This window comes from Sphingopyxis sp., assembly GCF_035998965.1.
GTDB lineage: Bacteria > Pseudomonadota > Alphaproteobacteria > Sphingomonadales > Sphingomonadaceae > Sphingopyxis.
In genome coordinates, this window is the sequence record NZ_DASYHE010000082.1 from 13,425 (window position 1) to 38,730 (window position 25,306).

Genomic DNA, 25,306 nt, shown 5'->3' on the forward strand with positions numbered 1-25,306 from the left:
AATGAACCGCCGAGCGCGGACGTTCGAGGCGGATACCCAGCATTTCAAATTCATTCCTGTTCCCGGAACCTCACCACGCCGGCGTATCGCGCTCGCCGGGCAATCGACTTCGATCCAGACAGCGCAAAAAAATGCGGCGACCATCGAAGCTGACCGCCCAGCGCGATAATTGTTCCGACAACAGTGTCACGGTCTTCGACGACTATCCTGGCCGAGGAGAAGATGTCGATCCGCCCGTCCGAATCGACCTCAGAGGCGACGAATGATTGTCGGCTTAGCGCCCTATTCTGTTGAAGAAGTCGCCCGGCGGACTGCGGAGGGTGGAAGCGGACGGGAGGCGAACGGCCTCCCCACCTTGATCAGGCGGTGGCGAGGTGCTGGATCGGGAAGATCTTTGCCATTTTCCGGAGGTTTTGGGCCGCGGCGGCGAGGTGGAACTCGTCACGGGCACCATTGGGGCCGCGCAGACGCAAGCGGTCCAGTTTCAGGATGCGCTTGAGGTGGGCGAACAGCATTTCGACCTTCTTCCGCTCTCTGCTCGACACAAGATAGGCGTCGGTTGTCGCGATATCGCGGGCCATGTCGCGCGCGCCTTCGTGGATTGAACGCGTGATCTTGCGGGCTGGCGCATTGGGCGTGCATTGCGGCTTCAGAGCACAGCCTTCGCAGTCGTGCTGACGCGCGCGGTAGCGGATGGAGCCGTCCTTATCGATCCCGGTGCGCGGTGTACTGAAGTTGCGATTAGACCGCCGCAAGTGGTTGCCACCCGGGCAGATATAGCTGTCGTCGTCATAATCATAGATGAAGTCGACGCGCTCGAAGCTGCTGTCATTGCGACCGGATTTTTCGAACACGGGGATATGCGGCTCGATGCCTTTCTCTTCCACCAGCCACGCCAGGTTCGCGGCGGAACCATAGGCTGCGTCCGCTACAAGCCGATGCGGCCAGATGCCGAAGCGCTCCTGCGTCCGGTCGATCATTCTTCGCCCGGTCCATCGTCATCAGCTGGGAAATAGCAATGCCGCCGCGCGGTAGCTCGAAATCGGCTATCTCCACGGTCCGCTGCATCGGCCTCGCTCCCTCCCTTCGGCGCATTGGTCAGGCAGGTACGCGTGACCTACATTTCGATCCAAAGGTGATCGATGAGGATTGGCGCTAGGCCAGGCTTCCGGACATGGTTGGACTGCAGAGCGGCAAGACGCGCTCCGGCGTCATGGTCGTGCAATGTGATCTTGTCGCTTTCGGACCATCCTTCCACCGGCTCCGCCACAATGCCGTCGATCCAACTGTCGAGCTGCGTTCGCCAGAAGACACAATCTTCGGCCTGCAAGTACCCGATCATCGCCGCGCGATTGTGTGCAGCCCCATGGTGGCCCGCCTTGAAACGCTGGATTCCGCCCGCGCTGCTGAAACGGCTGATCAGATATTCGCGCTCGTCGCGGTCAGAGCCAGGAGGCGTGGGGAGGCGCTTGCATTCCACGGGCAGTAGGGTCTGATACTCGGTGTACGCCCGCCCTTCGATCCATATGACATCGCCGCAGGGCGCGACGGCGAGATCGATTGCGCGATTGCCGTTGGTTTCGTCGGGCTCCTCGCGCCGGAACTGAAGAAAATCCCATCCCGGAGCGTGCCGTGTCAGGCTGGCGAGGCGCGCGCAGAGTTGCGCGGTCAACTTCGTCTCCCCTGTCGCCGTTTCGCGCGCAGGATCGTCGCGCCATCCCGGAAGGGCATCGCGTAGGAAGCGGATCAGGGATGAGAACCATTCGCCGGGAAGATGCACGCCGGCGTCAAGCGAACCCGCATGACCAACGCTTTCACCGTCGTCGGCCAGCATATCAGAAACCCTGGCCTCGCAGATCGGCGAGAACATCGTCGGCATCGCGGAGCGCGACCGATCGGGTCCAGAAACGGTGCCGGTCGGGTTTGAGCAGAAAAACGAATTCCTTGTCGTACAGTCGCGTAATCCGCGTGATCGTCAGGCTCGAGCCCCGCCGCTCGCGCAACAAGCTGTCGAGTTTGATGCGTAGTTCATCGGCACCCGTCCAATCGACTTGGCCATCACCGAAGGCAAAGGCCCGGCAAATAGCGCCGGACCATTTTTGTGCGGGAAGCGGGCGCAGCGGCGTGCGCGAATAGATCGCATTCAACTGCCGCGTGAACACCTTGTCGAAGGCTTCAAGGGCCGCTGGCGGGGCTGCCTGCATGACGGCGGAACCCGTACCAAGCCGAATGAAATCGCGCTGATGCTCGACGATGTCTTCAGCAATGATCCTTTCGTTATCGCTGAGATCCAGATTCCCGCTTTCGGGATAGGGTAGGGCAAGCACGTCTGCGTTTAGGATCGCCGTCGCACGCTGCGTAAACAGGCGGGGGCTGATGCCCGCGATATAGGCTCGCAGGGCTACCGACTCCCGTTCAAGCCATTCGCCAATCGCCGCGAGTTGAGGGAGCTGACCGCGTGGTGCCGCAAGGCCGACGATCTCGTGTTTATAGGTTAGATAGTGACCCGTCCACATCCCGTGGTGCAGATCTTCATGCTCTTTGATGAGCAGGAGCGGCGGCGTAAATCGGCGCTCCGTCTTCGTATCCTTGATTGGTTGCTTGGGCACGACGGCAAGATTGCTCGTGTCGAGACCGGCGCTGGATAGCGCGCTGGTGGGAAGGAGCGGTTTGCCGATGAGATGGTTGGCGGGGCGCGAGATACCCTTCTGTCCCGCAATATAGCCTTCGCCGAAATCCCATTGCCGCTGTTCGGCGAATTGTCGCAGCGTAGGATAGGTGCGCAGCCGCTTGATCAGATCGTGCGCCCGGCTGCCCCCCAGCAGATTGGCCCGCCAGATGTCCCGCGACTGTTGAGCATCGATGTTGCTGATCCAGTGAAGATCGTAATAATCAATGTCGAATCCCTGCTCTGCGGTCGCCCGGCCGTTGCGCCGGAAAGCTGCGTGCAGGAGGCGGCCGTCGACTTCGGGATCTTCCGCCTCTGCGATTACGACGACAATCTTCGGATCGGCGTTTCCCTTTTTGAACAGTCCCCGGACGGATACAAAGTCCAATAGCTCGCGGACACGCCAGGTTTTGAAGAACGCTTGGCGGACCGAATGGGCATTCTGGTTGTACAGGAACCCCGACGGCTCGATCATTGCGAGAATGCCGCCTTTAGTCGCCATCGCCATGGCTTCGTGGAGGAACAGGTAGGCGAGCTGCTTGTCGGCGAGGGGGCCGTACTCCTTCGTATACGACGCGGCGCAATCGCGAGCACCCTTGGTCGTCAGCGACGAGGCGAAGGGCGGGTTGCCGACAATGATCGCGACCTTCTGCGCGATAAGGCCATTTTTCTTTGCGTCGAAAAAGCAGCTCCAATGGAGCGTCTCGCCGGCAAGGCGTGGGAAGAGCTTCACGCTGGCGCGAATATCCTCGGGCTTCAAGGCGTCGCATAGGCTGAGGCAGAGGCTGAATGCTGCGAGCTCGACCGCACCTTCCTCGAGATCGACGCCATGAATGCGCTGGAGCAGCCCGCGAAGAGTTTCCACGCCGGGATGCACCCATCCGTTGCGCGAACGCCAATGGAGCACGAGCCGCTTGTACGCCTCGACGAGGAAAACGCCCGAACCGCATGCCGGATCGAGGATGACTCCGTCGCTTTCCATCAGCGCGTCGATCCGATCCCAATCGAGAACCTCCTCGAGCATCAGTCGAACAAGCGCCGGCGGCGTGTAGATGGAGCTGGCCTCGTCTTTCACGAAGAGCTGGTAGATGTTGCTGATCAGCTCGACCGGCAGGTCTCGGAACGAATAAAGGCGCCAGAAGCTGAGCTGGCCGGTTTCATCTTCATAGCCCTGCACCAATCGCGCATAGCGGGCGAGATCGGAAGTTTTGGCCAAGGCGGCGCGTTCGCTGTCGCGAAGTCGGAAGACATGGCCGTTGAATCTTGCCTCAAGCGCTTCGAGCAGCCTGATCAGCGCCGGACCGTCGGCAAGGACCTCGAAGAAGCGAGAGGCACCGGGCAGGGCGCTCGCGAAATCATGGGGGAGCAAGACCAGTCGCTCTTCGAGATATGCGATCAGCAGTGACAGGATGAGCAGCCGGCGGCGCAGCGCCGGGTCAAGCAATTCGCTGTCCGAAAGCTGTATGGCGAGCGCGCGGACCCCGGCGACCAGTTTGCGGTGAGCCGACTTGGTCGCGGACAGCATGAGCAGGCATGCGTCGGGGTCATCCCAGATCGCGCCATTGCGGATTCGCTGCGCGTCCCACCAGACATCTTGCTCCGCGATCGCCGCGCCCAATTCCAGCGTGCGGATCGGATTGCATATCGGACGATCGTCCGTACCGACGAAATCCGGCTGGTGTGCGCAGCGAAACAACTGGATGACGCCCGGTCCTGCGCGATAGACCAGCGGCACGCCGCCCCAGCTCCATAGTCGCTTGTGGAGTTCGGCAAATCTTGTGTCGTCGGGATGATCCTTGGTGTCGAAGACGAACGCCTGCGCGACCGGGGTCCGTCCTTGTCGCTGCGCCTCGAAGAAGACCGCGCGTGCCCCATAACTGGCCGCACGCTCGATCATGGCTACGACATCCGGATTCTGCCCTTCGCGATCGAACGAGGCAACCGGAACCAATCCTTCGACGGCCGGGACGTCCCCGCGGCCGATCGAAAACAGCCATTCGGCGCCAGCGAACGCCGCATCGGGCGCGTGCACTGTCATCGCCGGAGTCCGGTCAGCCGCGACGGCGCCGTCAGCATCACTTCTGCCGCTTTTTCTTCGTTAGCGCGAAGCCTTCCTTGAGAAGGTCTGTCATCGTCATGCCTTGCGCGACAGCGAACCCTTTGAAGTCCTTCTTGAAGTCGGCGCTCACCTTGAAATTGAGCGATTTGTTTTCGCCATCCGTGGCACCATCGTCTACGATCTGCTTGTCGACCATCAGGCGAACCTCCCCACTGCGGACCGCCGTGGGCCGTGCGCATCTGGTGGAGAAATACAGAAATCGGCCTTTCTTGCAATCCACAAATGTGGATTGCAAGAAATCTGGATATCCAGAAATCAGGAACCTGGGAATGGTGAGCACGCGTCGTCCTCGAATTCGGTCTCCGATTCAAATGTCGCAATAGAACAAATAAGGAACAAATGCACCAAGCAATCCGCGTGGGTGCAAATTGTGACTAAGGATGCGTTGGGTTTTCTTCCTTTCACCGGCTGTGCGGAATGGCGGGGAGGCGAATGCGCCTGCATCGGGGCCTACCTCGGGTCGCGCGCGCCAAACGGCTGCAAGTAAGGTGCATTGGGGTGGCCGCACTGCGCTCAGCATTTCTCCGCGTCCGCTTTCAAAGATTCGTGACCGAAAGCGGCCTGACCGCAAACGTTGAGAGTTTCGGACGCCGCCAGGCGTCAGAAAGTCTTCGGTGCACCGGCCAGTGGCGGCGGATTGCACTTCAATCCGCCGCCGATCGGTTTGATCAGTCGAATTTGACCAAATTCAGAGCAGGGAGCGGTCCGCCCGGGAACTGGACGAGGCGTCCGCCGGTCGCGAGCGAGCCGAGATCGATCCCGGCAAAGCCGAGCCGGTCGATCAGCGCGCCGACCTTGGCCTTGGCCGGGGCATCGTCGCCTGAGTAGAAGAGCACGCGATGGCCACCTTCACTGGCCGGATCGCGCGAGACGAGATGCGGCTGAAGGTGGTTGAATGCCTTCACCACCCGGGCGCCCGGCACCATGTCGGCGAACACTTCTGATGACGCACGCCCTCCAAGGTCGAAAGGCTTGAATAGCGGCGCTTCGATCGGGTTGTTGGTGTCGACGACGATGCGGCCGCCAAAGTCGGGCAGGTCGGCGAGCGCGGCCGGAAGCTTCGACCAGTTCACCGCGACGAAGACGATATCCTTCGCGGCGGCTTCCTCGCGCGTTCCGGCGGTGATCGCCGGACCGATGGCCGCGACGACCTCGGCGAGGCTCTCGGGGCCACGGCGGTTGGCGAGCGTCGCCGGGATATCCTTGTTCGCGAGCGCGGTGGCGATGGCGCGGCCGATGTTGCCGGCGCCGATGATGCCGATGCTGGGCATGACGATAGTCCTTTCTGGTCGGGTCAGGCGGTCAAGCCGCCGTCGGCGACGATGTCGGCGCCGGTGACGAAGGCGGCTTCGTCGCTGGCCAGGAAGGCGACGATGCTGGCGATTTCAGCCGGCTGGCCATAGCGGCCGATTGCCATGCCGGGACCGACGATCGCGGCGACGGGGCCGTCGGCGGGGTTCATGTCGGTGTCGGTCGGGCCGGGGTGGACGGTGTTGACCGTGATCCCCTTGGGCCCGAGATCGCGCGCGAGGCTGCGGTTGAAGCCGGTGATCGCGCCCTTGGTCAGCGTATAGACCGACGCGGTTGGAAAGGCGGCGTAGCGCGTCATCGACGAACCGATGTGGATGATGCGGCCGCCCACTTTCATGCGCCGCGCGGCTTCCTGTGTCGCGACGAAGACGCCGGTGACGTTGACCGCGAGCATGCGCTCATAATCCTCGAACCGGAACTCTTCGATCGGCGCGTTGACCGCGACGCCGGCATTGTTGACGAGGATATCGATGCCGCCGAAGGCTTCGACGGTCTGGATGACCGCGGCGCGAACGGCGTCGGGGTCGCCCGCATCGGCGGCAATGGCGATGGCCTTCCCGCCCGCGGCTTCGATCTCGGCGACAACGCTCGCCGCGCTGTCGGGCGACGCGCTGTAGGTGATGGCGACCGCCGCGCCGTCGGCGGCGAGGCGGCGCGCGATGGCGGCGCCGATCGAGCGCGAGCCGCCGGTGACAAGGGCGGTTTTGCCCGTGAGGTTCTGGCTAGCTTTGGTCATGGTCTGCACTCCTTGTTGTGGGGTGAGACCAAGATGGCGCAATGTTTATGGCTCGATTAGTCGGTAATGATTTGCTATATATTCAATCATTGATTGAAAATGGAAACGCTCGCCAATCTTATATCCTTTGTGCGCAGCGCCGAGCTGGGCAGCTTTTCCGAAGCGGCGCGCCGGCTGGCGCTGACCCCGGCGGCGGTGAGCCGCAACGTCACGATGCTCGAACGCAATCTGGGGGTGCGGCTCTTCCACCGGTCGACGCGCAGGTTGACGCTGACCGAGGCGGGGGAAGCCTTTCGCCTCGCGATTGCGGGAAGCCTCGACGACATCCAGGCGGCGATCGCGGGGATTGCTTCGGACAGCGGGGAACCGGCGGGGGTGCTGAAGGTCAGTATGGCGCCGACCTTTGGCGTTATGCACCTGCTGCCGATGCTGCCCGCCTTCCTCGCGCGTTATCCCCGCATCCGGCCCGAATGGCATTTCGAGAATCGGCCGGTCGACATTGTTGCCGAGGGTTATGATGCGGCGATCGGGGGCGGCTTCGACCTGTCGCCGGGAGTCGTGGCGCGGGCCCTGGCGCCCGCGCATATCGTCGCGGTCGCATCGCCCGCCTATATGGCGGGCCGCGTCGCGCCGGGCGATCCTGCCGGACTGGTCGAGTTTGAAGGCATCGTCATGCGCTCGCTCCAGTCGGGGCGCATCCGCCACTGGATGATGCGCGATGCGGTCGGGAACGAGAGCGCGGCGACATTGCGTGAGGATATCGTCGTCAACGATCCCGCCGCGATGCGCGAAGTCGCGCGGCTCGGGCTCGGTGTCGCGCTTCTCGCGATGCCCGATGTGCTGCCGGAACTCGAGAGTGGTAAGCTGGTGCGGCTGGTCCCACGCTGGTACGCCGACGCGGGTGCGATCTCGGTCTATTATGCGTCGCGCACGCTGCTTCCCGGCAAGACGCGCGCGTTCGTCGATTGGGTCGCCGATGTTTTCAAACGCGAGCGGCTGGCCGAACGGTTTGCGGGTAGCTTGGGTAGTTAACGCTCAGTCCCGGAAAGTCTGCTTCTCGATGCTGGCTAGATAAAAGCTGCACGACCGCAACCGGTCAGAATTGCTTCAAAAGCAGCCCCGTGAGCGATTGACCAGCTTGACCGTTTGGCGGTGGCAGCGGGAACGGCCACTTTACCGCCCCGGCATCGAATGACGCTCTATCCTGAATTCGGATCGATCTCGACCGTCTGGACTGATCGTCGGCTTCCCTGCTTCAGAGGTGGAAAGGGGGTGAGGGCGGAGTGCGTCCGAAGGCTGATCGGCCTTCTGCGTAACCCAGCCAATCAAGGAGAGCCACCATGGCCACGCTTGCACCCACGACCGATCATCCCGTTTCCGGCGCCTATCGTGTCGATATTTCCCGCGGCCGAAATATCGGGCGCGTATCTTCTGAATGGTTCTCGCGGCCCGACGATGAGCGCTATCTTTCGCTGACCGAGCTTTACGCGGCCGTTCGTACCCGCGCCGACCGCTCCACGGCGCGCGTCGTGGATAGCAAGGAGATTCGCGTCGAGGCGCGCAGCGACAGCCCCGAACGCCTCTCGCTCATCGTTCCCGGTGAAGAACGGCCCGTTGCCCCGACCAACTGGTCGTTCGGACAGCTTTGCAGCCTTGTCAGTGCGCCCGCATCCTATCTGCGCGAACTGCCTGCGGCGCTCGCGGGGATCAACCTCCAGCACGGGCTCGTCGCGCACCGGGCCGAGCAGGTCAAACTCTACCAGACCCACGATGGTCGGAACGAATTACGCGCTGCCACCGGTCCTGACTATGGCCGGATATTCGATCACGAACTCGTCGCCGCGGTGATGAAGATCGCCGGCGACGGCGTCGGGCAGACGCGGTGGAAGGTTCCGGGCGTGCTCGACTGGTCGAACATGTACTATAATCCCTATGTCGATGTCAGCCGCGACACGACCACGCTTTATGCCTCGGACCGCGATGTCTTTCTTTTTCTGGTCGATGACACGCACCCGATCGAGGCGGGCAAGCTTCCGAACGGCGAGCCCGATCTCTACTTCCGCGGCTTCTACACCTGGAACTCTGAGGTCGGCGCGAAGACGCTCGGCATGGCGACCTTCTATCTCCGCGCCGTCTGCATGAACCGGAACCTCTGGGGCGTGGAGAATTTCGAGGAGGTCAAGATCCGGCACTCGAAATTCGCTGCCAACCGCTTCGCGCACGAAGCCGCGCCGGCGCTCGAGCGTTTCGCGGACTCCTCGCCGATGCGCTTCGTCAGTGGCGTCAAAACCGCGCGTGAACGCATCGTCGCCCGGAAGGACGAAGATCGCGAGGACTTTCTGCGCAAGCGGGGCTTCTCGAAGGCCGAGTCCGCCAAGATTGTCGCGACGGTGCTGGGCGAGGAAGGCCGCCCGCCCGAGAGCATCTACGACTTCGTGCAGGGCATCACCGCCTTCGCCCGTACCAAGACCCACCAGGACAGCAGGCTCGATATCGAGAGCAAGGCCCGCAAGCTCCTCGAAGCCGTCCACTGACATTCTGCGCCGCCGGACGCGATCGTCCGGCGGCCAATTTTCCGAAGGAGGAAAACCATGGCCGACGCACGCCACACGCTGCTTGAGACGATGCAGGATCTCATGTCCAACTATCTCGTCGATGAATGCCCCGACCATGTGACGTGGGAAGATTTCGATCCTGATATCGACGGTCTGCGATCCACCGTCATCGACCTGCTCGACAAGTCACTGTCGCCGACCGCTCCGGCAGATATCGTCACCTATGTCGTCGACGTCGATTTCTATAGCGGCGATGACCGCTTCGCGACCGAGGTCTTCACGATCGACGCTTCGACGCCCGAAGGCGCCCAGCACCGCGCGCTCTCGCTGTCGCTCGACAGCATCTACAACGACCCGCGCATTCCCGACCTTTCTCGGACGGCCGCAGTCAAATCCACCGACGACGGCGCGGGCGATCCCGAATGATCACCGACCGGACCCAGCGGTGGCGCGAGCGCCGGTGCCGCTGGGTGCCGGGCACTGGGAGATCGACCCCGGAACCCTGTCCGTCGATATAATCGATACCCGGCGTGAGGCCGCGCCGTTCGTCAGGGAACATCATTATGCGGGGGCGATGCCGGTCGCACGGCTCTCGGTCGGCCTCTTCGCCAATGGCCGCGGCGGACGATCGGAACTCGTGGGCGTTTGCGTCTTCTCGCACCCGGTCAATAATGCAAGCGCTCCGAAAACGGCGGGCCTCGGCGATCCGCGCGCGGCGTGCGACCTTGGACGTCTCGTCATACTCGACAGTCAGGGCGCCAATTCGGAATCGTTCCTGGCGGCACGGGCGTTCCGGCTGCTCCGCCGCCAGAAACCCGAGATTCTGTCGGTCATATCCTATGCCGACCCGGTCAGGCGCGTCGATGCAGACGGACACGTGTTCCTTCCTGGCCATGTCGGCGGCCTCTACGCGGTGATGGGAAGTCGCTACACCGGCCGATCAAGCCCGCGCGTTGACCTCATCCTTCCCGATGGGCGCCCCATATCGTCGCGGGCAATATCCAAGATCCGCAATGCCGAATGCGGTCAGAGATATGCGATGGAGGATTTGATCCGAGCCGGTGCCCGCGCGCCGCGCCTCGGTGAGGACCGTGGCGAATGGCTCGCCAGCCTAGAACACACCGGCTTTTTGACACGGCGCCGCCATCCTGGCTGCCACGCCTATCTCTTTCCCTTGACGAGGGCGGTCCGGATCGCCGCGCGCAAGGTGCCGAGCCTGCCTTATCCCATCCTAGACCGGGCGGCGACCGGAGGCGACGTCACAGCGCTCCCGCTCCTCGACCTCGCTGCCTAGGCGGTCCTTTCAGTGATCGGCGGCGACGACTGCCCAAATCTACTCGTTCACGGAGAAAGCTCATGCACATCATTTTCCAGATTCAAGGTCGGATGGACGTGCCTGACGGCACCACTCCCTCACCCGGCATCGAGAACCAGTTTCGGCTTCCCTCAGGGCAAATTATCTCGGTTCACCCTGTCATCGAGCTGGCAAGCGGCCTCGATGCGGATGGCCATCGCGATCTCACCTATACGGAAGCCGCGGGGTTGGGAATTCTCCTCGACCTGTACGATCGAACAGCGACTCTCCGCACATAGAATTGAGCCCAGGCTCGATACTCCAGCACGGCCTGAAATTCCCGACAAACAGCGACCGACAGCGCAGCCATCGTGGTCGCTGCATGGAGAAGAGGGAGAGGGGCTCGGGTGATCGTCCAACTCAGGAGGTATACTACCCATGAAAATCGAACTTCGCCGCATCACCTATAATGCTGCGCTGTCGCAGGAAACCAGCGCCTACACGGCCGACGTCTATATCGATGGCGAACTGGCCTTCCATGCCCGCAACCAAGGGACGGGCGGCGCTGACTTCTTCCATAAGGTCGGCCGCTGGACCGAGATGGAAGTCAACCAATGGCTGGTCGCGAACCGGCCGCAGCAGTCCTTCGGCAAGTTCACCTACGATCATGACCTCGAGGTCGAAGTCGGCGATCTCCTTGCCCGCGAACTCGAACGCCGCCGATTGAAGCGGCTGATGCGCACCTTTGTCGTTACGATCGAGCGTGGTCAGATCTTCCAGTACCCGCTGCGTAAGCGCCCGGCCGACACGATCATCAGTGCGGTCCTGGCGACCAATCCCGATGCGATCATCGTCAATGGCGCGCGCGACGACCTGCTCCGCCAGGCCCTGGACATCCACCTATCGCAGAAATGAGCGACCAGCACGAACGCCAAGGAATCCGAACATGGCCAACAACTATGTCGAGACGGCCTTCAATGTGCCCGTCACGCCCGAAGAAGCATCGCTGCTCGAGGAATGCTTTCTTGTCGCCGAGAAACTGTCCGGCGATTTCGAGGGAACACCGAGCGGGGAGATGGCGGCGCTCGCGTCGCTCTACGCCGCCTGCAGCGATGCCTTCAGCAAATTCTTCCCCAAGCAAGATCACGAAGAAGATCCGTTCGCATCCTTCCTCGAACTCTGGCCCTATCCTGATATTCCCTCATTCGATGCGGACATCACGATCGACGACAATCGCGACGATACGGGCCGCGTCGCGTTCATTCGCGGACATGAAGCCGATGTTGAGGCGCTCGCATCGCTGATCCAAAAGGTCTGCAAAAGCGCGCTTCCCTTCGGTTTCGAGTGGGCGTCTACCTGCGACAAGTTCAGGCCGGGCCAGCATGGCGGCGGATATTTCGTCATCACCGGCACGGAGATTCTCGGCACCTCGACCCGCGAGATGATGGACGAAACGCTGCGATCGGTCCGCCCGGGATTGAGGACGTGACCGGCATCACCAGCGCGAGCGTGACGCTCTATGTCGATGTGTGGGACGAGCAAATCATGCGGCAATCGGCCTTTGCCGCCTATGCGCAGACGAGCGGAACCGCCGATCAGTCCGATTTTGAACTGATGTGCGGGACACAGGGCCAGCCCGATATCTGCGCATGCCTCAAGATGATCTTCGATCCCGGCCCGAGCCCGCTGGGCGTCCAGATCGAGGATTGCTGTGCCGAGCTAATCGATAATTGCGAACCGCAACTGGCCGACTGAAGCCGGAGGAGAGGGGGATGGGCAGGGGCGGGCGCGATGGGGCGCCCGAAGGCAGGAGCCTATCCCATGGCTTACGATATCGCGTTCCGATTTCAGCAAGCGCTCGATCCCTCGGGGCTGTCGACGCTTCCCGCCTGTCTCCACGCGCTGACCGCCGCGATCACGGATTGCCGGAACGCGGGCAAGTCCGACGATCTCGATCCCGCCGTGATTTTGCTGGCACGCCATCTCGGCGCCATCGCGAGAGACTTGGGCGAGGGTGACAGTCTGCTTCGCCGCGCCTGCATGGACCGGATTGCCGACATGCGAGGCAAATCCGCCCTCGCGGTGCTCGCGCAAAAGGGCGTCAGCTATGACGAGCAGGCCAAGAAGCTCTTCCATAGCGATGGCCGGAAGGCGCTGAAGCGCCTCGCCGACGCGCTTTGCCTCGCCGACGGAAGCTACGACCTGCGCTCGAACAAGGGCGGCATCGCGGTCAGCGGCGAGATCGTCCTTCATGGCGAAGGCATCTATGTCCAGCTCGGCCTCGGCATCGGGTCCGGCCGCGAGGTGATGTTTCGCCGTGTCGCAGGTCGACGAGACTATTGCGGCGACCGCAATCATTGGGCCGCCATTGGCGAACTGCTCGAGCCCGATCGCCTGGCGGCGCGCATCCGCCGCGACCTCCATCTCCCCAACCCCGGATCGCCGCCCCTGCGGCTCGTTGCCTGAGGAGCAAATCGATGGAAATCATTGTCTCCCGTTCCCGCCTCGCGGGGACGCCGCCCCATTATATCTACCGCGTCCTGGTCCCCGCCGACGGCGTCGCGGCAGAACGACGCATGATCGGCGGTGCGTCCGCTGCGCCCAAGATTGCGGGGCGGATCGCATGTGTTCGCATGGCGCCCATCGTAGCGCCCGAGCGCTATTTGATGATGAGCCCCGTCGAACGTGCGGCCCTCGCGCCGCGCATCGGGGCGCTCAGCCGCAGGATCGAATTGCTGATCATCCGCTCGATCTTCCCCGAGATGACAGCGGACTCGGTGCCGATCGTATTCGAGCTCGACCATGACCCAGGCGATGCGTGCGTCTGGATCCAAATCGCGGACCTCACGGCCGCGTTCGATCGCCTTGAGGCCAACCTCGACATTCTCACGGCCTTCGACCTCGGTCTGCGTCAGGGCGACAATTTACGCGCCGCCTGATGTCGGTCGGCCGAGTCCACGAAACCTGCAACCTCGTCCTGAAGCCACCCAAAAAGAAAGGGTCTGAAATGAGCGTTATCGGACATAATCACATACGAAAGGTCGAAACGTTCGACGGCTACGATATCATCGCCCACCCACTGCCGGCGCGCGATGATCGCGTCTACTATCCGACGGAACCCGACGGCTGCAGCGCCGGCGTCACCTATGCCTCGCACAATGTGATGATCGCAAGGCCGACCGGCATCGGCAAGAAGGGCCGCCTCGCCATATTGATGCACCATGGCGGCGGCCGCCATGTTCTCGAATTCTACGAGGGGCTTCTGCCGGTCGCTTCGGCCCTGCTCGCTCTTCCCGAGCGCGAGCAATATGCGCTTGCCTACACGATCTTCGAGCAAGCCGACGAATGCGCGATGGGCATGCGCGCCGCCGAGGCGCGGCGCTGGGCCGAGGCCCATGTCGATGGCCGCATCCGCAAGCGCCGCCGCGGTCGCTCACAACAGGTCTATGTCGAAACCGAGGCTGAGCGAGCCATTCGCCGAAGCCGATAAGCGGGGCCCCTGATGACGGGCCCATGCGCCCGCTTCCCCTGGGCTAGGAGGAAAGGGGGAGCGGGGCGGTGCGGCAGCAATGATGTTGCCCGGCAACCGGAGATCCTGTCATGACGCTTCCCCGCGAGATTCGGCCATCGGTCGGCGATGAACTCATCACGAAGGTATCGCGCCTGTTCAATGGGACGATCACCGACGTTCTCAACGAGCTGTTCCAGAATGCCCGCCGCGCGGGCGCCGGACGGATCGACGTTCATCTGGGCGACCACGAGGGCAGCTCGAGCCTTCACATCGCCGACGATGGCCGCGGTATCGACGACCCTGCTTCCTTCGTCACGCTTGGGCGCTCTGGCTGGAGCGACGAGATCGCGCAGCGCGAGGACCCGGCCGGCATGGGTGTGTTCAGCCTGGCCGGCAGGACCGTGACCGTGCGGTCCTTCTCGCGGGTCGCAGACGAGGGCTGGACAATGACCATCCCCGCGGACGGCTGGGAAGGAGCGCAGCCCCTGGCTGTCGAAAACTGTCGCATCCGGGCGGGCACAGAGATCATCATCGCCATGCCCAAGGAATGGCTCTGCAATCTTCGGGGCCAGATCGAGGCCGCTGCCAAGCATTTCCCCCTGCCTGTCCACTTCCACGGCGCACTGCTGCCGCGTGAGGATTTCCTCGAAGGGGCCCATCGGGTCGAGGAATGGAACGGTTGCCGGATCGGCATCTTCCGCGCGAATTATGATCTCGCGACTGAACCGCGGATCAACTTTCACGGGGTCAAGGTCGCCTGCCGCTTGCCGTCGGTCAAAGAGGTCGATGGTTCGTATCCCTGGACGGCCCGGATCGACATCGTCGACGCGCCATCGTTGCAGCTCGTGCTCCCTGCGCGCAAGGAAATGGTCGATAATGCCGCGCTCGCTTCGCTGCGGGTAGCCGTTCAGGCCACCATTTATCGAACCATTGCAACCGAGAGCAGCCACCGACTTTCATTCCAGAACTGGCAGCGCGCAGCCGATCTCGGCATCGAACTTCCCGAAGCCAGTGCCTGGCTCTCCGAATGGTGCCCACGCACGGCGGACGATCGTGGCGGCGCCGAGGGCGCCCGCATCGAGGCCGTCCCGATGATCCTGATTCCCGATCATGACGCCGATATCGAGCAATGCGCGGCATCGCTGCTGACCGAAGAGAGGCTCGGCTTTCGTGCCGTCCGCGCCGAGGACGCGTTCGCGGGCTACAAATGGTATGATGACCTTCCCCGCGTCACGGGCCTGTCCTTTGCGACCGAGATTGACGGGCGTCAGATTCACTACGCCGACGGCGATGTGATTTGCTCGGACACATTGTCTGGCCGCGTTCCTATGATCACGCTCGAAGTTCCAGTCGTCCGCTGCGCCGCGTCCGACGAGCCGATCGCGACGTTGAACTTTCCCGTCGACATGCTGGTCTGTGCGAATGGCGGAAGCGGTCTTGATGAAACCCATGTCTTCGTTCGCGAAGGAGCCACTATCGCGCCGGCGGCGCTTGCGCAGATGATCGAGGATTGCTGCTTTGCCTACGACGAGGATTGTAGCAGCGATAGTTGGCACACCCAGCACCGCGATTTTGAACGCGATGCCCGCAAATTTGCAAATGAACTGCTTCTTGGAGCCGATGAAGCGCTCGCCGAGAACATCCGCGCCGTTTTCGCCGAAGAAGTTCAATGGATGATCCCGATCGGGCGGCGGCTCACGCTCGAGGCCTATCACGGCAATGTGCGGGTCGCGTTGGCGGCCAATGACGCCGACCCTGAAACCACTGTGGCATGACGATGCCGGAATCTTGAACCGAGCGGGCGATCCGTGGTCACCTGACCGGCCCAATTCCCGAGGAGTCACTCCCATGGCGGAAGACGAATTCGACGATCTCGTCGACAACGCGACCCATGCGGTCAACAATTTGATCCCATCCTCGCTACTCGCCGGAATGGATGCCGAGGGGAGATCGCATCTCCTGAACCTGATCAACGATGCTCTTGCGCCCATCTTGCGCGACCTCGGCCCTCCCGAGAGTGGCGACGCGGGCTCCGCGAGGACGCGCCTTTCGACGATGGCCGCGTTCCTTTCCGAACTGATCGAGACGCATATCGACAAATGCGAGAACGCCGGGGGCGGTCCGGACGAGCGCCCGCCGCACATCGTCTCCGAGGCATTTGGCACGCAGGCTTATATCGCAAGCATCGCGACCAGCTCCAGGATCGATGCCGCGCATATTCATGTCGTGTTCGAAGACGGTGATGCCTTCCGGCTCACGATCAAACGCGTCGGCACCTGAAGGCGGGCCTCTCCTCATCCACTTCGACTGGACTTTGTCATGGCGAACGCTGAACCATCGATCCGATTGTCGCCGCGGCGCGCGGAACTCGCCTCCTTCGAGCGTTGCTATGCCGTTGCCGTCAGGCGGTGCGCCGCCAGCGGTCGCGCCCAGTTCATCGTGAACACTGGAGAGACGCTGCGGCCTTTCAGGGTCTCATCGCGACCGCCCGGCAATGGCGAAAGGTTGACGACCCTCGTCGCCTGACCGGCCAATACGGAGGAGGGAAGGGAGAAGCATCGGCGAGGATCGTTGGAAGGGTATTCGCCGATGACATCTTCACGCCCGCAACATTCGCACCGCTTCTTTCGGCGATCGCTCGGCTGCCGGTGCCGTTGATATGGCTACCGCGCTCGCCCGCCTCTCGTCTGATGTCCGGCCACACCCGGGTCTTCCGGACGATCCTGCGCTGCCACGTCCGCCGGTCATCGCCGCATGGGGCATGGGACTCGATAGCACGGCGATGATCATCGAATGGATCGCGCGCGGCCGACCCCTGGACCTCGTGCTGACGGCCGACACCGGCAGCGAGCGTCCGGAAACCTATGACTATCTCCCGATATTTCAGCGCTGGATGGATGCCCGCGGCATAGCGCACGAGATCGTCCGCTATGCCCCGAAGCGCTTCAAGCATTGGCCGCCCTATTTCTCCCTGCTCGAAAACTGCCTCACCAACGCGACCCTGCCCTCGATCAGCTTCGGGCGTCACAGTTGCAGTCAGAAATGGAAGATCCAGCCACAGGATAAATGGGTCGAGAGCTGGGATCCCGCGAAGCAGGCGTGGGCACGCGGCGGCAAGGTGATCAAGCTCATTGGCTACGATGCATCGCCGGCGGACAGCCGCCGGTATGCGCACCGCGAGGGGCATGTCGACCCGCGCTATGACTATTGTTACCCCTTACGCGACTGGGGTTGGGACCGGCATCGATGCGCGGCTCGCATCAAGGCCGAAGGCCTTCCCGTTCCCGTCAAGTCGAGCTGCTTCTTCTGCGCCGCGATGAAGCCGCACGAGGTTCAGACCTTGCCCGCTTGGTGTCTGCGCCTGATCGTCCTGATGGAAGCGCGCGCGGCCCCCCGCCTGATCAATGTCGAAGGCCTGTGGCGGCGGTCCACCCGTGCGCGGCCCGGTACGATGACCGAGTTCATCCGGGACCGCGGCCTGTTGCCGCCCCGCGAGATTGCCGCGATCGTGAACGGCGCACCCGTCGCCCTCGTCGAATTCCAGGCAGTCGCGGCGCAGATCCCGATCGAAGAGCGACCGCCGCTCCGCGAATGGATCGACCGGTTCAACGCCGGTGTCACGCGGCTCGCGGCGTGACCATCGAGCACCGCGGATCCGAATTCGCGGATCGAACAGCAGGAATCGGTTCGTTGAATTGCCCTCGACCAGAGCCTCCCTTCAAGGAATACGCCATGGAAACCGGACAATATCTTGTGCTCAGCACCGCCCATATTCGCTGCGCGACCGGGCAGCTGCTCACCGCTTGGGCAGACTATCCGCCGCACAGGCGGCCGCTGTGCGTCGCGCCAACGCAATATGGCTGGTTCCTCCATACGATGACGCTACCGCCCGAAGCGCAGCGCTGTCTCCCCAAGGAACTGCCCGCGATCCTGGCGCTCGGCCGCGACAACGGCTGTGATTATGTGCTGCTCGACAGCGACGGACCGACCGAGGACTTGCTACCGACGTTCCCTTGGTAGGTCCCTGTAAGTGTCTGGATGAGATAGTTCGGTGTCGGACTGCCGATTACTTGCCCTTTGTTCCCGGTGGAATGCCTGCTATTGGTAAAGTTAGATAGCTTGGCATTCGAAGGGTGAACGCATGGACGATTCCGAAACGCTCGTAACGCTGACCGCCGATATCGTGGCTGCTCATGTCAGCAACAACAGCGTCGCGATATCCGACATTCCCCTCGTCATTCGGTCCGTCCATGAAGCCCTCGCCGGTCTTGGCGTGACCGAGCCCCCCGAAGTCAAACAGGAGCCCGCCGTCTCGATCCGCGCCTCCGTGAAGCCCGATTACATCGTGTGCCTTGAAGACGGCAAGAAGCTCAAGATGCTCCGCCGCCACCTGATGACGGCCTATAACATGACCCCCGACGAGTATCGCGCGAAGTGGGACCTTCCCAAGGACTATCCGATGGTCGCGCCCAATTATGCCGAGACCCGCCGCACTCTCGCCAAGGCCATTGGCCTCGGAACCAAGGGTCGGGGCGGCGGCGGCAAGGCCCCGCGTGGCCGCGCCAAGGCAAAATAGCCCGGTCTTATCCTCCGGAAGGTCCCGCCCTTAGATCGTCCGCGCTTTGGGCACGCCTCAATGAAATTGGTCTTGACGTTGGCCGCCGCTCTGTGGGCGGTCCGGCGACCTTCACGCGCAACACCGCGACCGCGCCGTCACCGGACCGCGAGCTACCGCTCGCTCTGACCCCTCGCATCGCGGAATGACACTACCGGCGGCGTTAGCGGCCGCCGCCTCTCTTATCTTGAGACTGCCGTCCGACCGATCGCAGGCGCGCCGCATTGGCAGCGCGCCTGCGGCGCGTTCGAGACTCTGTCCCCTGGAATAGCCTGGCACCGGACTGTTGTGCTTGATCCGCAGATGGTTGGATGTCGCTGCGGGGCGGCTGTCCGCTGCCGCGGGCACCGCCGCTCTATCTCCGCGGCGCTGCGCGCCGCTCCGACCGAGCTCCGGCTGCGCCGGATCTCGGCCCTGAAGGGTAACGATTGGCTGCCGAAAGGGAAATGCGCGGGGGCCGGGTGGAGCTAGGCCGGTCGGCCGCGCCGACGGGATGGCGGGGGACTGACCTCGCACGCATCGGCCGAGACTTCGAGATCGATCGCGAGCTGGCGCAGCGCCCGCGCGGCCCCGAGCCGCTGGAGCCCGTCACCATGCGCCGCGGAACTGCCGCGATCCGCGCGCGACCGCGCGAGCCGCGCAACCGTCCTCATCGTCTCGGCATCCATGCGACCTGCATAGCGCATCCGCGCGCCTGAAGCGAGCGGGTGCGTGAGGGCGCGAGGGCGGGTGCGACCGCAGGCCGCGGCGCCGGACGGCGGCGGCGGGACAGAGAGGAGAGGGGGACCTTGGCGGGTGTCGCTTCGGGATTGGCCGGAGCGATGAACGTCAAAGGAAAGTCCCATGAATATTGGTGAATTCAGCAATCGGAACGGCCGTCTGATGGGGTCGATCGCGACCCGCACCATCGATCTGCCGCGTCTCGGCCTTCGTCCGGTCGAGAGCGATCACGAGCGGGCCCCGGCCTATGAGATCGTCGCGCTCAACGTCGGCAATCGCTGGGTCCAACTCGGCGCTCTCTGGGAAGCCGTCGCCAAAAATACCACCGGCGAAGTCTTCCTTCAGGGCTCGATCGACGACCCGAGCCTCCCGGAACCGCTCCCGATCGCGCTCTTCGGGTCCGAGCAGGATGGCTACCGCGTCGCGTGGCGGCGCCCGCAGCGCCGCGACGACTTCGGTCCCGCGATCCGCTCGTCGCGCCGCGACTATGGCGACGGTGAGCAGGGCGGCGGGTTCGGCGAGAGCACCGCAGGCACCGACGGCGCGCTGATGGATAATGGCGCGGGCGCCGGCGCCGACGTCGATGATGAGGTCCCGTTCTGACGGTCAGGCTTGACGGGCCGGGGGCTTCGGTTCCCGGCCCATTTTTCTCATCCAGCTTGGGAGGCCGTCATGGCCCAGATTCGTCTCATCGAATGCGGCGCCGTCATCGCCGCTGTCTTCGACATCGTCGCCGGAACCGCGCTCGAACCGCTCGCGCCCGTCCTCGCATGGGAGGTCGTCAACGGGCTGCGCCCGCTGGACGGCATCGCTGCCAGCCCGGCGCCGCGGAAGCCTGCGGGCGCAACGCTCCACTGATCCTCGTGCGGCCGGGCGGCGCAGCCGCTCCGGCCGATTTTCATTTTTGCTGACTGGAGGCCCATCATGACCAACGCCAACCCCGCGTCCGTCGACCGCTTCGCCGACCTGAAACAGCTATACGCCGAGGCCATCGCCACGCCTGAATTTCAGGCCGCCTTCGGCGACCCAATCCCGCTCTCGATCGTCTCCGCCGGGGACGAGCCGAGCGATCTCGACATGCCCGAGCCTTTCGCCGCGCAGGCCGAATGCGGCGGCGTGATCGCCGCGATCTTCGACCTCTTCACCGACACGCGCCTCGAAGCGTTCGCTCCGGACATCGCATGGGGCTTCGTCAATTCATTCCATTTCACGGCCGGAAAGCTTGCGCGCCGCGAAGATTCAATTGCGCAGGAACTCGGTGATCTCGCGCGCACGCCGGACCTCAGCGAAGTCTATGCGACGAGCCTGGAGGAGAAGCAGCTCCTCTGCCGCTCGCTCGCGGAACAGCGCGACGCCATCGAATGCATGCGCGATTATGCCGCCGAAATGTATCGCGCGCTCACCGGCTGGCCATGGTCGCCGGCGAAGGGAACCCGGGCGTCGTCCGTCTCGATGGCGAGCCAGATCGCGGCGCAAGATTTTCTGCGCGAGCGGGCGCTCGCCGCGCGCGAACGGACCCTCCCGCAAGGCCCGATCGTCGTCTTCTCGGGTCCCGCCGTCTGGGCCGACTGGGAACCGCTGTGGGCGCGGCTCGACCAGATCAAGGCCCGCGTGCCGCATATGACGCTAGTGACGACCGGCCAGCGCAAGGGCGCCGACGCGATCGCCGCCGCATGGGCGGCGCGTCCCGAGAACAGCGTGCCACTCGTTGCCTATGGCCTTTATGGCTCGGGGCGGAAAACCGCCTTCAACCGCAACCGCAAGCTCGCCGAGCTGAAGCCAGTCGAGGCTTTGCTCTGCGAGGGGTCGGGGCTTCAGGCCAATCTTTACCAGCTCCTCCGCAAGGCCGGGGTGCCGATTCATGCCTTCAAGAAGCCGGATGACGTTTCGCGCCCGGCGGCACAGCGGGGCCCCGGCCTCCGCCTGACGGCGTGACGGCGATGGCGATTCCTGAGGCTTATCGGCGGAACTTCGCGACGCTCCGCCGTGCGGCGGAAAAAGGCGACCTCGCCCTGATGGAATGTACCGATGCGGCGTCGGGCGAGCCCCGTTATGTCATCTGCGCGGTGGGGCGCGAGGGTTCGAGCTATGTCATGACGCCGTTCGGACATTTGCATGACGGCAATCCGTTCGAGGCCTATATGCCGCCGACCGGAGAAGCCTTCGAACGACGTTAAGAAAATGAGCGGTCGCCTTTCTTGCGAGGCGGCCGCCTTCCTCGTTCATTCGGTCAGCAGCGCCAGCCGCCGTAGCGCTGCGGCAAGTGTCGCGCGATGGGCGGTGACCTCCAGCGCCGGGGGCATGCCGGTCGCGTGGAGCGAGACTTTGGAGCCGACTTTCGCTGGCTCGATCGTGAGGGTCAACGTCATCATGCCGGAATAAGCCGCGTCGGCGTTCGTGTAGCGAATCGCTTCGACCACACGCTCGTCGGGTAGGAACTCGGTGAATGTGCCGGTGATGATTTCGATTGCGGCTTCAGGCCCGTCGATCTCCGCCCGATCGGAATAGAGGAGATTTAGGCAGAAACGCCCACCGGGCTGCGGTTCAAGCACCGAATAGGTGCCCGTCGCGCCATCGGGCACCCGCCAACTCTTCATCTTCTCGGCGTCAAAATAGGTACGGAACAACTGCCGCGGCGTGGCGAGGATCATCCGCGATGCGCTGTCCACCCGTTCGGTCTGCTCACACGCGTCCAACTATCTTCATCCTCTCTCGCTTCCCCTTCGAAGGGCTGACCAGCACCGTTGCGGCGCACCTCCCGGTCTGGCGGAGACCTTCCGCAAATAATCGCGTTTGATGCAACCATTTGCGAATCGGGGGCATCGAGCCCCCGCTTCGCAAGCCTCTTCTTCTCTCTCAACTCTTTTTAGTGTGGCACGGGGGCAGCGCCGGCCTCAAGGACGACGGGGCCCCACCATTTTCTTCGGCGCGGCGGGCGCGGCGTAGCCCATCGGGTGCCGGTGGCCGCCAAAGAAAATCGTGACCCCCATCGCCGCTGCGCGGTCGGGCTGCGCCCGATCCTTGACCCCGTCGCTCAGAGCCCGTGCAGGGAAGGAGACCTCTTTTTCAAGGAGGTTCTCATGACGAAGCATACACAAACCACTCGCACCGACCAAGAAATCGCTGACCTCATCGCCGCGGAAACCGTGTCGCCCGCCTTCGAAAACGCCTTCACCGAAACCACGGGCGGCTTCCGGATGGGCTATGCCGACGAGCCGACCGACGCCGACATGCCGCTCCCCCACGCGGCGGAGCTCGCTACGGAAATGGCGGTCCGCACCTTCTTCGATCTGTTCCGCGACACCCGCCTCGAAGGGATCGCCGACCGCATTGCTTGGGGCATCGTCCACAGCTTCCACAAGGTCGCGGACCAGCTCGATGCCGAAGCCGACAAGGCCGCGCTGAAGGTCAAGGATCTCGTCCGCGACGCCGACGGCAGCGAGATCCTGACCGCCGAGCTGGAGGAGGCGCAGACCTTCTGCCATTCTCTCGACGAGGCGCGCGACGCGGTGGCCTGCATGCGCGACTATGCCGCCCAGACCTTCGCCGCCGAAACCGGACGCCCATGGGCGGCACCCCGGGGGTCGCTGGTGTCGAGCAAGCGCACCGCCGCGGTGGTGGCGGCGACCGATTTCCTCGCCGCGCGGCGTCAGCGCCGGATCGACGCCCACGCCCCGCAGGGGCCCGTGGTGATCTTCTCGGGCGGGCAGCAATGGGAAGATCACGCCCTGCTGACCGAGCGGCTCGACCAGATCAAGGTGCGCATCCCGGCGATGGTGCTGGCGACGACCGCGCAGTCCAAGGGGTGCGATGCCATTGCCGCTGCATGGGCGGCCCGGACCGCAACACCGCTCGTCGCTTTCACCCTCAGCAGCAAGTTCGGGCAACGCGCGGGGTTTATGCGCAATGAGCAACTGCTCGGACTGAACCCGGTGGAAGCCCTGGTCTGCGAAGGCTCGGGGCTTCAGTCACATCTCGCCCGGCTGGTCCGCGCGAAGGGCGTGCCCGCGCATTTCTTCCGCCTTATCGACCAGCGTCTCGCCGCCTGATCGGGCGGCGCAAAGGGACGGTCCGGAGTGCCGGGCCGTCCCTTTTCTTTTTGGTGTAAGGGAAGGTCGCCCGCGCTCGTGGACCCCTGGCGGGGTCCGTCGCGCGGGCGATGCGATGGCGATGCCATCGGCCTCCTGCGCGCGGCTTCGCCGTGCTCGTCGCAGGGGCATCCCTTCGGGATAGCGTTACTTGGCGGGACGTATCGGCAGGGATTTGAGTGCCCCCACCGCCGCTTCGCCGCCGGACCGGATAGCAAGGCCTACAAGCTCTCGAAATTCGCGTTCGGTCAGTTCCTCGACGGCAAGCTCGCCGATGATCGACGCATAGCGGCCGCGCAGGGCGCGGCGGGCATTCTCCACGTCCTCGGCGACCTTGCGCTGACGCGCTTCGAGATCGGCGAGGCGTTCACGTTCACTCTTCTTGGGCATAACCATCATCCTTCAAATGGTCTGCCCGCCAGCTTCCAATTCTATCCGAAGGAATGCGCCATGATCAAACGTCAATTATCCTGGCCGGCGTGCCGCCGGCAGATGAAGAAATCCCCCCCGGCGGGGGGAACCCCCGCGCCTTCCGGCACGAGGTGTCGCAGCGACACGTCGCTGCGGTGGGCGGACGCACGCCGTTGGCGTTTGTAATGCACCCTACGCACGGGTGCTGCGGATCTGTTCCTCATTCTAATTCAGCTAGTTATGTGGATATCCTGGCTCGACCAAGATGGCGTCATCTGGCAGCCGCGGCTGCCGGTTGCGGCCGCGTTTGGCAGCCATTGGGTGCAAGCTTCTGATTTCATTTGGCATCTTTTGGCTGCCGCAGCTGCCACATGGAAAAACGCCGGTACCGACTCTATTTGGCCGGTACCGGCCTGCAAAGCCGCTCCAGCGCCCCGACGGCTTCCGGAAATGTGGGAATTTCTGTTCAGTGGCAAAGGCCATTCCGCCTACGAAGCGGGCATATTCATCCGCATAGAGCGTGTCTGATTGCAGGTGCTCCACCAGGGCCGCCATGCGTTGCGCAGGGAGCATGCCTTCCAGTGCGCCGCCACCGCGATGCGAATCGGCCATAATCGTCTCTTCAGCCAGGGCAGGGAACTGCGCGTTTGCGGAAGCGGTCGCTTCGAGCGCCGCGAGATCGTGAAGATGACGCACGATCGTCGGGTCATCACCGACCCTCTCGCGGTCGCGGGTGAGCACCCGCCAGCAGAAGGCGCTCAGCTTGTCGGCGGCTGTCTCGACCGGATCGACGCACGCAATCGCGGTGATCTCGGGTTCCAATCCACGATACTGATGGACGAAAGATGCCAGCGGCCGTTCGCCGGTCGCAAGCGGCGTGGGCTTGGCGGATATCTCGGCCTGGATATGGGGGCGGAGCGCGTCATGCCCATCGAGGATCGTTGGATAGTCCATGTCGATCTGGATGAACCCGTTGCCACTTCCGGCTTCGACCCCGGTTATGACGAATCCCGCTGCCGCCCAGGCATCGGCGAGTCCGTTCTTGAAGGCGCTCAACGCACTACGTTTTTGCCCCGGAGACTTTTCCAAGAATGCGTCCGAGAGGATGAGCTTGAAATCTAACTCCTCTGAAAATCTCTGAATCAGCCCGTGCGCTTTTAGGAGCGACGTTCCCCCTGAAAACACTGGCGTAAGGTCGGGCGTGGCCAGTTGAGAAGGACCTGAATGGCCTAGACGACATACCAGTCTTTCTCGACGAACGCTTCGTCGACGCGCAGC

The 25,306-nt window shown here is 63.4% G+C and carries 31 protein-coding genes and 1 pseudogene; 22 read left to right on the forward strand and 10 right to left on the reverse strand.

From position 1 onward, the window contains the following. Window positions 1-359 precede the first annotated feature (359 nt). The 3 genes and pseudogenes from VGN68_RS13955 to VGN68_RS13965 form a co-directional block, all read right to left on the reverse strand. Window positions 360-986: pseudogene (locus tag VGN68_RS13955) on the reverse strand (transposase); the annotation flags it as partial. 131 nt (window positions 987-1,117) lie between these two features. Continuing rightward, complete coding sequence (locus tag VGN68_RS13960; protein ID WP_062900452.1) at window positions 1,118-1,834, reverse strand: hypothetical protein; 717 nt, start codon at window positions 1,832-1,834, stop codon at window positions 1,118-1,120. Between the two features lies 1 nt (window position 1,835). Then, the gene (locus tag VGN68_RS13965) at window positions 1,836-4,286 is read right to left on the reverse strand and encodes an HsdM family class I SAM-dependent methyltransferase (protein WP_327477472.1); all 2,451 of its coding nucleotides are present in this window, start codon (window positions 4,284-4,286) and stop codon (window positions 1,836-1,838) included. A 141-nt stretch (window positions 4,287-4,427) separates the two neighbouring features. On the opposite strand from VGN68_RS13965, the gene VGN68_RS13970 reads away from it, so the two are divergent. Then, window positions 4,428-4,787: a hypothetical protein gene (locus VGN68_RS13970; protein ID WP_202988355.1), complete on the forward strand. Its 360-nt coding sequence runs from the start codon at window positions 4,428-4,430 to the stop codon at window positions 4,785-4,787. Here VGN68_RS13970 and VGN68_RS13975 read toward each other — a convergent pair. From VGN68_RS13975 to VGN68_RS13985, 3 genes are all read right to left on the reverse strand, one after another. Beyond that, window positions 4,744-4,923, reverse strand: coding sequence for a hypothetical protein (locus tag VGN68_RS13975; RefSeq protein WP_062900450.1), 180 nt, complete (start codon window positions 4,921-4,923; stop codon window positions 4,744-4,746). The two genes, VGN68_RS13970 and VGN68_RS13975, sit on opposite strands and share 44 nt — an antisense overlap. A 532-nt stretch (window positions 4,924-5,455) precedes the next feature. Beyond that, window positions 5,456-6,058: an NADPH-dependent F420 reductase gene (locus VGN68_RS13980; protein ID WP_062900449.1), complete on the reverse strand. Its 603-nt coding sequence runs from the start codon at window positions 6,056-6,058 to the stop codon at window positions 5,456-5,458. A 23-nt stretch (window positions 6,059-6,081) separates the two neighbouring features. Then, window positions 6,082-6,834 carry a 3-oxoacyl-ACP reductase family protein gene (locus VGN68_RS13985; RefSeq protein ID WP_062902942.1) on the reverse strand — a complete coding sequence of 251 codons (753 nt, stop codon included), beginning with the start codon at window positions 6,832-6,834 and terminating at the stop codon, window positions 6,082-6,084. 99 nt (window positions 6,835-6,933) lie between these two features. Between VGN68_RS13985 and VGN68_RS13990 the strand changes: the two genes are divergently transcribed. The 16 genes from VGN68_RS13990 (at window position 6,934) to VGN68_RS14065 (ending at window position 18,770) form a co-directional block, all read left to right on the forward strand. Next, window positions 6,934-7,866, forward strand: a complete 933-nt coding sequence (locus VGN68_RS13990) for a LysR family transcriptional regulator (protein WP_062900448.1) — start codon at window positions 6,934-6,936, stop codon at window positions 7,864-7,866. A gap of 308 nt (window positions 7,867-8,174) precedes the next feature. Continuing rightward, window positions 8,175-9,368 carry a hypothetical protein gene (locus VGN68_RS13995; protein ID WP_062900447.1) on the forward strand — a complete coding sequence of 398 codons (1,194 nt, stop codon included), beginning with the start codon at window positions 8,175-8,177 and terminating at the stop codon, window positions 9,366-9,368. A gap of 57 nt (window positions 9,369-9,425) precedes the next feature. Then, on the forward strand, window positions 9,426-9,815 hold the full coding sequence (locus VGN68_RS14000) for a hypothetical protein (RefSeq protein ID WP_232014692.1): 390 nt from the start codon (window positions 9,426-9,428) through the stop codon (window positions 9,813-9,815). A 19-nt stretch (window positions 9,816-9,834) separates the two neighbouring features. Beyond that, window positions 9,835-10,683: a hypothetical protein gene (locus tag VGN68_RS14005; protein ID WP_232014691.1), complete on the forward strand. Its 849-nt coding sequence runs from the start codon at window positions 9,835-9,837 to the stop codon at window positions 10,681-10,683. A 62-nt stretch (window positions 10,684-10,745) separates the two neighbouring features. Further along, window positions 10,746-10,982: a hypothetical protein gene (locus tag VGN68_RS14010; protein WP_062900446.1), complete on the forward strand. Its 237-nt coding sequence runs from the start codon at window positions 10,746-10,748 to the stop codon at window positions 10,980-10,982. A 139-nt stretch (window positions 10,983-11,121) separates the two neighbouring features. Further along, complete coding sequence (locus VGN68_RS14015) at window positions 11,122-11,598, forward strand: hypothetical protein (RefSeq protein WP_062900445.1); 477 nt, start codon at window positions 11,122-11,124, stop codon at window positions 11,596-11,598. A gap of 31 nt (window positions 11,599-11,629) precedes the next feature. Then, on the forward strand, window positions 11,630-12,172 hold the full coding sequence (locus VGN68_RS14020; RefSeq protein ID WP_062900444.1) for a hypothetical protein: 543 nt from the start codon (window positions 11,630-11,632) through the stop codon (window positions 12,170-12,172). Next, window positions 12,169-12,438 carry a hypothetical protein gene (locus VGN68_RS14025; RefSeq protein ID WP_062900443.1) on the forward strand — a complete coding sequence of 90 codons (270 nt, stop codon included), beginning with the start codon at window positions 12,169-12,171 and terminating at the stop codon, window positions 12,436-12,438. The genes VGN68_RS14020 and VGN68_RS14025 overlap by 4 nt, the downstream gene beginning before the upstream one ends. A gap of 66 nt (window positions 12,439-12,504) precedes the next feature. After that, a complete protein-coding gene (locus tag VGN68_RS14030) occupies window positions 12,505-13,149 on the forward strand; it encodes a hypothetical protein (RefSeq protein ID WP_062900442.1) in 645 nt (214 codons plus the stop codon). Between the two features lie 11 nt (window positions 13,150-13,160). Continuing rightward, a complete protein-coding gene (locus tag VGN68_RS14035) occupies window positions 13,161-13,622 on the forward strand; it encodes a hypothetical protein (RefSeq protein WP_062900441.1) in 462 nt (153 codons plus the stop codon). Window positions 13,623-13,690: 68 nt separating this feature from the next. Continuing rightward, a complete protein-coding gene (locus VGN68_RS14040; protein ID WP_062902940.1) occupies window positions 13,691-14,173 on the forward strand; it encodes a hypothetical protein in 483 nt (160 codons plus the stop codon). A gap of 392 nt (window positions 14,174-14,565) precedes the next feature. After that, window positions 14,566-15,969: an ATP-binding protein gene (locus VGN68_RS14045; RefSeq protein ID WP_238929703.1), complete on the forward strand. Its 1,404-nt coding sequence runs from the start codon at window positions 14,566-14,568 to the stop codon at window positions 15,967-15,969. After that, a complete protein-coding gene (locus VGN68_RS14050) occupies window positions 15,938-16,474 on the forward strand; it encodes a hypothetical protein (RefSeq protein ID WP_327477473.1) in 537 nt (178 codons plus the stop codon). Before VGN68_RS14045 ends, VGN68_RS14050 begins: the two co-directional genes overlap by 32 nt. 481 nt (window positions 16,475-16,955) lie before the next feature. Further along, a complete protein-coding gene (locus tag VGN68_RS14055) occupies window positions 16,956-17,831 on the forward strand; it encodes a hypothetical protein (protein WP_232014689.1) in 876 nt (291 codons plus the stop codon). 95 nt (window positions 17,832-17,926) lie between these two features. Beyond that, entirely contained in the window at window positions 17,927-18,214 is a 288-nt protein-coding gene (locus VGN68_RS14060; protein WP_062900438.1) for a hypothetical protein, read from the forward strand. 121 nt (window positions 18,215-18,335) lie between these two features. Beyond that, a complete protein-coding gene (locus VGN68_RS14065) occupies window positions 18,336-18,770 on the forward strand; it encodes a MucR family transcriptional regulator (protein ID WP_062900437.1) in 435 nt (144 codons plus the stop codon). A gap of 506 nt (window positions 18,771-19,276) precedes the next feature. Here VGN68_RS14065 and VGN68_RS14070 read toward each other — a convergent pair. After that, entirely contained in the window at window positions 19,277-19,495 is a 219-nt protein-coding gene (locus VGN68_RS14070; RefSeq protein WP_232014688.1) for a hypothetical protein, read from the reverse strand. A 157-nt stretch (window positions 19,496-19,652) separates the two neighbouring features. Here VGN68_RS14070 and VGN68_RS14075 point away from each other — a divergent pair, with 157 nt between their 5' ends. The 4 genes from VGN68_RS14075 (at window position 19,653) to VGN68_RS14090 (ending at window position 21,706) form a co-directional block, all read left to right on the forward strand. Continuing rightward, the gene (locus VGN68_RS14075) at window positions 19,653-20,132 is read left to right on the forward strand and encodes a DUF736 domain-containing protein (RefSeq protein ID WP_062900435.1); all 480 of its coding nucleotides are present in this window, start codon (window positions 19,653-19,655) and stop codon (window positions 20,130-20,132) included. Window positions 20,133-20,201: 69 nt separating this feature from the next. After that, on the forward strand, window positions 20,202-20,387 hold the full coding sequence (locus VGN68_RS14080; protein WP_062900434.1) for a hypothetical protein: 186 nt from the start codon (window positions 20,202-20,204) through the stop codon (window positions 20,385-20,387). 66 nt (window positions 20,388-20,453) lie between these two features. Then, complete coding sequence (locus VGN68_RS14085) at window positions 20,454-21,464, forward strand: SLOG family protein (RefSeq protein ID WP_062900433.1); 1,011 nt, start codon at window positions 20,454-20,456, stop codon at window positions 21,462-21,464. A gap of 5 nt (window positions 21,465-21,469) precedes the next feature. Next, entirely contained in the window at window positions 21,470-21,706 is a 237-nt protein-coding gene (locus VGN68_RS14090) for a DUF6117 family protein (RefSeq protein ID WP_062900432.1), read from the forward strand. A gap of 45 nt (window positions 21,707-21,751) precedes the next feature. On the opposite strand, the gene VGN68_RS14095 is transcribed toward VGN68_RS14090, so the two are convergent. Beyond that, window positions 21,752-22,198 (reverse strand): SRPBCC domain-containing protein, encoded by a 447-nt coding sequence (locus VGN68_RS14095; RefSeq protein ID WP_062900431.1) that lies wholly within the window; start codon window positions 22,196-22,198, stop codon window positions 21,752-21,754. 411 nt (window positions 22,199-22,609) lie between these two features. On the opposite strand from VGN68_RS14095, the gene VGN68_RS14100 reads away from it, so the two are divergent. After that, a complete protein-coding gene (locus tag VGN68_RS14100) occupies window positions 22,610-23,578 on the forward strand; it encodes an SLOG family protein (protein WP_062900430.1) in 969 nt (322 codons plus the stop codon). A gap of 186 nt (window positions 23,579-23,764) precedes the next feature. Here VGN68_RS14100 and VGN68_RS14105 read toward each other — a convergent pair whose 3' ends face one another. Together VGN68_RS14105 and VGN68_RS14110 are read right to left on the reverse strand one after the other, a co-directional pair. Continuing rightward, window positions 23,765-24,007: a hypothetical protein gene (locus VGN68_RS14105; RefSeq protein ID WP_062902938.1), complete on the reverse strand. Its 243-nt coding sequence runs from the start codon at window positions 24,005-24,007 to the stop codon at window positions 23,765-23,767. A gap of 255 nt (window positions 24,008-24,262) precedes the next feature. After that, window positions 24,263-25,213 (reverse strand): nucleotidyl transferase AbiEii/AbiGii toxin family protein, encoded by a 951-nt coding sequence (locus VGN68_RS14110; RefSeq protein WP_232014687.1) that lies wholly within the window; start codon window positions 25,211-25,213, stop codon window positions 24,263-24,265. Window positions 25,214-25,306: the final 93 nt, after the last annotated feature.